This is a genomic window from Frankia gtarii (assembly GCF_025403375.1).
Classification (GTDB): Bacteria; Actinomycetota; Actinomycetes; order Frankiales; family Frankiaceae; genus Frankia; species Frankia gtarii.
The window spans coordinates 58,693-65,999 of sequence record NZ_JAMPTM010000009.1 but is presented as its reverse complement, the minus strand read 5'-3'; the positions used below and the strand labels follow the sequence as shown (position 1 = coordinate 65,999).

The 7,307-nt window shown below is 68.0% G+C and carries 7 protein-coding genes and 1 pseudogene; all 8 read left to right on the top strand.

The window, feature by feature from the left end; all coding sequences use genetic code 11:
* Positions 1-475, top strand: a 475-nt coding sequence (locus tag NBZ83_RS03290; protein ID WP_308203757.1) for a TCP-1/cpn60 chaperonin family protein, incomplete at its 5' end; no start/stop codon positions are given.
* Between the two features lie 205 nt (positions 476-680).
* Entirely contained in the window at positions 681-878 is a 198-nt protein-coding gene (locus tag NBZ83_RS03285) for a cold shock domain-containing protein (RefSeq protein ID WP_438803284.1), read from the top strand.
* 779 nt (positions 879-1,657) lie between these two features.
* On the top strand, positions 1,658-2,401 hold the full coding sequence (locus NBZ83_RS03280) for a hypothetical protein (protein WP_261574288.1): 744 nt from the start codon (positions 1,658-1,660) through the stop codon (positions 2,399-2,401).
* Positions 2,402-2,715: 314 nt separating this feature from the next.
* Positions 2,716-2,996, top strand: a pseudogene (locus NBZ83_RS03275) (DDE-type integrase/transposase/recombinase); the annotation flags it as partial.
* A gap of 586 nt (positions 2,997-3,582) precedes the next feature.
* The gene (locus NBZ83_RS03270; RefSeq protein WP_261574287.1) at positions 3,583-4,434 is read left to right on the top strand and encodes an AzlC family ABC transporter permease; all 852 of its coding nucleotides are present in this window, start codon (positions 3,583-3,585) and stop codon (positions 4,432-4,434) included.
* Positions 4,421-4,726 (top strand): AzlD domain-containing protein, encoded by a 306-nt coding sequence (locus NBZ83_RS03265; protein ID WP_261566572.1) that lies wholly within the window; start codon positions 4,421-4,423, stop codon positions 4,724-4,726. The genes NBZ83_RS03270 and NBZ83_RS03265 overlap by 14 nt, the downstream gene beginning before the upstream one ends.
* A 334-nt stretch (positions 4,727-5,060) precedes the next feature.
* Positions 5,061-6,200: a phosphotransferase family protein gene (locus NBZ83_RS03260; RefSeq protein WP_261566570.1), complete on the top strand. Its 1,140-nt coding sequence runs from the start codon at positions 5,061-5,063 to the stop codon at positions 6,198-6,200.
* Positions 6,193-7,245, top strand: a complete 1,053-nt coding sequence (locus NBZ83_RS03255; RefSeq protein WP_261574286.1) for a phosphotransferase — start codon at positions 6,193-6,195, stop codon at positions 7,243-7,245. Before NBZ83_RS03260 ends, NBZ83_RS03255 begins: the two co-directional genes overlap by 8 nt.
* Positions 7,246-7,307 lie beyond the last annotated feature (62 nt).

Below are 7,307 nucleotides of genomic sequence, written 5' to 3'. Positions count from 1 at the left end.
GGAGCTGAAGGAGAAGAAGCACCGTATCGAGGATGCGGTGTCGAACGCGAAGGCCGCCGTTGAGGAGGGCATCGTCGCTGGTGGTGGCGTCGCGCTGCTTCAGGCGTCGATCACCGCTTTCGAGAAGCTGGACCTCTCCGGTGACGAGGCCACCGGCGCCAACATCGTCCGGCTCGCGCTCGAGGCGCCCATCAAGCAGATCGCCTTCAACAGCGGTCTCGAGGGCGGCGTCGTGGTCGACAAGGTCCGCCACCTGCCGACCGGTCACGGCCTCAACGCGGCCACCGGCGAGTACGTCGACCTGATCGCCACCGGGATCATCGACCCGGCCAAGGTCACCCGTTCCGCGCTGCAGAACGCCGCGTCGATCGCCGGCCTGTTCCTCACCACCGAAGCCGTGGTGGCGAACACCCCGGAATATGCGGCGGCCGACGCCGCGAACGTGGACGCCGCCATGCGCAGTCAGGGTTTCTGAGCCGTCGCGCCGGACCGCCCGCAGGCCCTGACATCGTTGGGCTCGCGGGCGGTCCGGGCCACGCACCGGGACCCCGAGGTGATCGTCCTGGCGGTTCGCTCCGCTGCTCGTCGAGGCCGCCTGGCCGTGTCGGCACAGCCCTGGGGACAGGTGGTTTGTCGAGACTCGCCCTGGCGCTCTGACCAGGGCACCACCTTCGTCCGTCATGCCTCGCCCCGGCTCCATGCAACAGTGCCCCGTCACGTGGTTCTACGCGGATATGGGTTTCGGGTTCATCTCCGTGGAGGGCGGCGGTCCGGACGTGATCATCCACTTCTCGGCTATCGCGGCAAATGGTTGCAAGTCACTCGACGCGAGGGGCGGAACGTGTAGTTCGACGTCGTGCGAGGACCGAAGGGCGTAGGCCGAAAACGTCCAGCTCGTCAGGCGACGCGCCAGCGGCAGGCAGGACGGCGCGCGGGAAACGGCGTTGGCCCGCGTCTCGGGTGTACGAGTACGCTTCCAGGCAGAAGCGCCACGCGCTCTGAAAGTTCCCCGGAACTGGGTTCCGGTCGTGCCAGAGAAGGTTCTGTGGGTAGACGCCGGTGTGCGATCCGCCGCCGCGTCCGGCGCAGACGCCTGGGAAGTCGTGATAGTAGCAGAAGCGCCAGTCGGGATGCCGTATCCCTGACGCCTCGGCAGGTGAGGACAGAGCGGCCGTTACCGTGACGGTCCCCAACCCCAACCCGGCCACCAGAAGGGTTCGCCGTGGTACGCCGGCTGATGGCTCGTCCACTGTCATTGCGCGCCCCTCGAACTCATGCGCGCACCGCCATGGATGGCAGTGAGAACACTATCGCCGGCTCGGCCTCAACAGTCGTGATCCTGACTGGTTTGTGACAGGACCTGCGAGTGCGGTCCCCGCGGTCTCGAGCAGCTGGGGGCCAGCAGCCGGAGGCGGGGACGGTGACCCTCGACCTGAGGCGCCCGTAACTCCAGCCCCCGGAGAGGAACCTGGCATGCGATCGTCGGGTGTCGGACAGGGCGGGAGGTAGCGGGCGGCGGGCCGTTTACAGTCCGCGGGTCGAGCCATGTGTCGACTTGGCGGGACCTGGTCGGGAGGCGGACGTGTGGGCAGGCAGGACGACGGGGCGGCGAGAGGCCGGCATAGGTTGGTGGGCGGCCGTCTTCGTGGCGGCGTCGGTGACGGCGCTCGCGGGCTGTGCCAGCGAGGGGCGGGCTGGCGGGCAGGCGGCTGTGACGACGCCGCCGGCTGTGTCCACCGCGACGACGGTCCCGGCCGCGACGACGGTCCCGGCCGCGGGGACAGGCGCCGGGGCGGGAAGCTCGGGGGCGGCCAGCGCGCGCGGCGGCCCGGTGACTCGGCTGGTCAACCTGGCCCCGGTCGACCGCCGCGGACAACCGGCGAGGGGCTGGACCGTCGACGGGCGCGATGATGATCCGGACGCGCGGATCGACTGCGGCGACACCAGTCGGGCGTACCCGTCGCCGGCCGCCGTCAGCGGCGACATCTACTTCTGTTCGCCCAGCGCCGCCGGCGCCGATACCTGCTGGCCGACACCCCAGGCCCGCCGAATGCTCTGCCTGCGCGACCCATACTCGACCACGCTCACCGCGCTCACGGCCCAGTCGCTTGTCGCCAAGGTCTCCCCGCCCAGGAACCCCGTCCCGCTCGGCCTGGTCCTGGCCAACGGGGACCGCTGCCGGCTGCGCGACGGCGGCGCCTGGGGATCCCCGGCGAACCATCCGGGTTATGTCGGCTACTATTCCTGCGGCCCGCGCGACATCGTGTGGGCGCCTCAGAATTCGCCCACCGGCGGCATCGACAGGACCAGCAGACGCTGGACCGTCCTGGTCGGAGACATCACCGGCCCCCTCACCACCGTCTCCGTCACGACGGCCGACTTCGTCACCACCGCCCTCTGAACCGCCGGGCATGCCGAGCCTGCCCCTTCCAGACCCCACAGGATTGGGACGAAAACGGCCACCCGATGCTCGGCTCCACACAAGTCCGAGACCCCGGCTTCCAGGACCGAGTCGTCACCGAGACACGCGCCCTGCTCGCCACCGTCCCGGTGGACGCGATGCCCACTGATCTCTAGCTCACGGAGAACGCTGGTGCCCAGACAACGACACGCCCTGCCGTGACCGGATGAGCAAACAAGGCACGCTCATCGGCATTTCCCCCGCGCTATCGGCGGCATAGGCGGGCGTGGGTCCGTTTATCTTCGTTCGGTTCAGACGCGTGCTGTAGCCGGCGGAGACACCTCGCGAGGCGCACGGCGCGCTGCTTCTTCGCCCGCGCGCTGTCCCATGGCCGGCGGCTGGTCGAGGTGATCACGGCCGGTTGAAAGCACGGCTCCGGTCGATGCGCGGGCTGAAACGGCTGCGCTCCGTCCAGACGATCAGCACCGGGCACGGCCTGGTTCAGAACCTCCGCCGCGACTACTACGAGTTCGCCGTCGACACCGCCCCGAGGCTGCGGCTGGCCGCCGTGTTCACCGAACTGGCCGCCGCCGTCCGACCGACGGGCACCATGACCGCTGGCATGCCCCCGTCCCCGGAACGCAACACTGCCCCGGATACCGGGTCACTCTTCGTCCGCCGGACCGACCTCCCGGATCGTGACGTCCCCGGGTCGAGGATCGCGTCCAAGAACGAGACGGTGATGCTCACGGCCGTGCTCGATACAGACCGGCAGACGTAGCTCGCCGCGCACGAAGGATCGGTCGCCCGGCAGTGGACTGTCCGCCGGCACCGAACCGTGCGCGGCCTGTGCACACCGGCTCACGCCGCACTCACCGTCATCTGTCACAGGCATGATTCTTCATGATGGTCACCGCGGACTCGCAGCAGGGCCGACATTGCGCGCGGATTGTGAACTGGCCGCCAGCTACCGACATGCTGACAGCGTTACGCTACTGAGCGTCCACACTAATGTGATCAGTGGTGCCGGCGACACGTCTACCGGCCGCCAGCATCCGCGCGTGGGCGGAGCTCACCTCGGTCGGGTGCGACTCTGCTACCCGGTGGCCATGAGATCGTCGTCGCCCGGGGTGGGCCAGGAGGCAGCCTTTCCGAGGCGGGAGATCGCCGCGGGGTTTCGCGTGACGATTCCCCTGGCGATGGGCGTGGCGGTGTACGGCCTGGCGATGGGTGTGGTCGCCCCGACTCGGGACATCACGCTGGTGCAGTTGCTGGTCATGGACGTGGTCGTCCTTGCGGGATCCGCGCAGATCGTCGCCGTTGGGTTGTGGGGAACACCGGTACCGGTGGCAGCGATCCTGACGAGTACCTTGATCATCAACTTGCGCTACATCCTGCTGTGCGCGTCGCTGCGCGACGTGTTTGTCGGGCGGCCACTGTGGCAGAAGCTGCTGGGGATTCACCTCGTCGCGGACGAGAACTGGGCCGTCACACTGGCCGAGGGGCGTCGGCGGGGGCGGGCGGTGTCGCCGGGTTTCCTGCTCGGCGGCGGCCTGGCGATCCTGGTGTTCTGGCTGGTCGGTAGCGGCGCCGGGTACCTGCTCGGCGGGCGGATTCCGGCCCTGAAACGCCTCGGCCTCGATTTCGCGTTCACCGCGGCCTTCATTGCGTTGACGCGCGGCTTCTGGCGGGGGCGCGCGGACGTCGCGCCGTGGCTCGCGGCCGGGGTCGCCGCGGTCGTGAGCTGGCGACTGCTCGGCGGCACCTGGTACATCGTGATCGGCGCCCTTGTCGGCGCGGCTGTTGCCGCCGCCCGGCCCGGTCCCGAACCGGACCCGCAGACGGTAACCGAGGGCGACGCGCCCGGCAAGGCACCCGGTGCGTCACCCGGGACGGCACCCGGCGTGGCAGCACCCGTGCCGGCAATCGGTCCGCAGGTAGCCGACTCGCAGGTAGCCAACTTGCAGGTAGCCAACTTGCAGGTAGTCAAATCGCAGCCAATCGGCACGGAGGCGACGGATGTGGAGCGCTGAGGCCGTCCTTGCCGTCGTCGGCATGGCCTTGATCACCTACTCGCTTCGGGTCGGCGGCCTGCTGGCGGCCGACTGGCTGCCGAGCGGGGGTCCGTGGGCCCGCGCGATCGGGGCGCTGCCCGGGGCGGTCCTGGTGGCCGTGGTGGCACCCGCGGTGATCGCGCAGGGCTGGGCGGGGGTCCTCGCGGGCGTGGCCACCGCCGGCGTCGCGTACCGCACCCGTAATCTGTTGGCATCGATGGCCGTCGGTGTCGCACTGATTGTTCTGGGCCGGCGGCTTGGTCTGGCATGACGGCCCGTCGGGATACGGGTAGGTGCAGCGGACATCTGGACCACACCGTGACCATCCAGCCTGCCTTACCCAAACCCCGTTCGGCAGGCAAACGCACAGGTCGCGGTCCAAACCGGGGTTCTGGAGCCCCACAAGATCGGTGCCTCCGCCTTGTGCGCGCGTTACGACTCCGCGAGCAGCTCCCGCCACAGCCCGGGCGCGGAGTCGACCTGGAGTAGCGCGAGCATTACCGAGAGCCCGGTTTCGGTAGACAGCCCGATCAACCCCGTCGCCATCGACCGGGAGGGACGCCCACCCTCTGGACATAAAATTAAATATATAGTATGTATACTTCATGCGGACACACGAACAGGGCCCATCCCAGATCTCGGATCCCGTCCGAAAATTCGATGACGCGGGCGCCTCGCCGGTGTTCTCGAAAGGTCGCGATTTAGAGCAGACACGCCCTCGGCTCGCGACCTGGCTCCTCGGGCAGATTCCGGATGCGACTGAGATTGAAGTCGATCACCTTGCTTACCCGGTAGGTTCGGGGCTGTCGAATGAGACAATCCTCTTCGAGGCACGGATACGCTCCAACGGCCAGGTCCGTATGGAGGAACTCGTGCTCAGAATCCACCCGGGCTCGTACCAGATCTACTTCGAGCCCGACTTCCGAAATCAGTTCGACCTGTTGCGGGCACTGCACATCGACGGCGGTGTCCGCGTACCGGAAGTGCTGTGGTACGAACCTGACCACGACATCCTCGGCCACGAATTCTTCGTCATGAGGCGAATCTGGGGCCGCGTCCCGGTCAGCAAGCCGGTGTACAACGCGGCAGGATGGCTCGTCGACGCGACGCCGGCCGAGCGGCGCCGAGCGTGGACTGCCGCGATGGAGCAGCTCTGCCGCGTTCATCTGGTCCCGGTGGACGAAGTTTCGTTTCTCGACAAGCCTGCGTTGGGCCAGCGCCCGCTGGAGCAGATGCTCAACTACTGGGGTCAGGCGCTCTCGTGGTCCAGTGGCGGCCAACCATCGGAGGCCGCTCAGGAGACCTTGAGGTGGCTCCGCGAGAACATCCCCGAGGAGCAGGAACCGGGCCTGTCGTGGGGTGACGCGCGGATCGGAAACATGATGTTCGATGACGATTTCAACGTTGTCGGAGTCGTGGACTGGGAGCAGGCATCGCTCGCCGGGCCGATGCAGGATCTCGCGTGGTGGCTGCAGTTCGACGACCATCACAGCACCCGTCAGGGCATTCCGCGCCTCGACGGCCTCGGTACCCGTCAGGAGACGATCGACTTCTGGGAGGAGCGCGTCGGACGCCGCGCCGACGACCTTCACTGGCACGAGGTGTGCTCCGCCTTCAAGCTCACGGTGATCGGGACCCGGGTCAGGCGGATCGGTGGGGCTGGCGGGCTCGAGCTCGCATCGAGTCGCGTCGCCGACGAACCGACGCGCCTGATCGGCCAGACCGAGGGTAGCGCTGATGCGTGACCAGACACGGAACCCGGCGCCCGACGGGCTCGACGAGGTGCTCTCACCCGACTGGCTTTCCGCCGCGTTGTCGCCACGATTTCCCGGCGTCGAGGTGGCCTCGACGACGGTGACAGAAACCCTCCAGACCATGGCCACCAAGGTGCGCTTCGACGTCGAGTACGCAAATGCCACCGTCGAGGCGCCACCCGCGCTGTGCGTCAAGAGCTACTTCGGGGTGGGGCAGCGTTACCGGGCGACCGCGGGTCTCGGCGAGACCAAGTTCTACCGCGAGCTCGCGTCGACGCTCTCGGTGCGCGTCCCGCTTTGCCTGTACACGGGCATCGATTCGGACACCGGGAACGCATTGATCGTCATGGAAGATCTCGTGGCGTCGGGGCACACGTTCCTGACCGCATTGAGCCCCTACACTGTCGAGCAGGCGGCAGCGACGCTCGATCAACTTGCGCAGCTCCACGCGAGGTACTGGGGAGACGAGAGCCTCGCCTCGTTTTCCTGGCTGCGACCCAAACTCACCTCGATCACGAGTTACATCACCCCCGAGGTCCTGCAGGAACATCTCGACGGATCTCGTGCGGAAGGCCTGCCTGATGCTGTCCGGCGCGCCGATCGGCTGAACCGCGCGGTCCTGCGCGTCGTCGAGCGTTCCGCGAACGACGTGGCATGCCTCGTGCACGGTGATGCGCATGCCGGCAATCTCTACGAGACTCCTGACGGGCTCCCCGGCCTGGTCGATTGGCAGGTGATCCAGCGCTCATCGTGGGCACTCGACGTGAGCTATCACATTGGGGCGGTGCTCGACCCCGAGCTGCGTGCTGTTGCTGAACGTGATCTCCTGGCGCACTACCTCGACCGCCTCGCCGCCTACGGAGTCAAGCCGCCGTCCTGGGACGAAGCCTGGTTCAACTATCGAACCGCTCTCGTCTACGGCTACTACATGTGGGCGGTCAGCCGGCTGGTGGACCCCCCCGTCATCACCGAGTTCGTCACCCGGCTGGGCACCGCCGTGGCCCAGCACGGCACGCTGGATCTCCTCGGGACCTGACGCCGTCGCCGACGCCCCGCCGGGCGGGTGGTGATCTCGCTGCGGTGAAGGTGTGCGTCCAG

Excerpts from the sequence above, each read along its gene's own strand:
- NBZ83_RS03285 (WP_438803284.1), top strand. The coding sequence starts at position 681 with ATGCCTCGCCCCGGCTCCATGCAACAGTGCCCCGTCACGTGGTTCTAC.
- NBZ83_RS03265 (WP_261566572.1), top strand. The coding sequence starts at position 4,421 with ATGTGGAGCGCTGAGGCCGTCCTTGCCGTCGTCGGCATGGCCTTGATC.
- NBZ83_RS03260 (WP_261566570.1), top strand. The coding sequence starts at position 5,061 with ATGCGGACACACGAACAGGGCCCATCCCAGATCTCGGATCCCGTCCGA.
- NBZ83_RS03255 (WP_261574286.1), top strand. The coding sequence starts at position 6,193 with ATGCGTGACCAGACACGGAACCCGGCGCCCGACGGGCTCGACGAGGTG.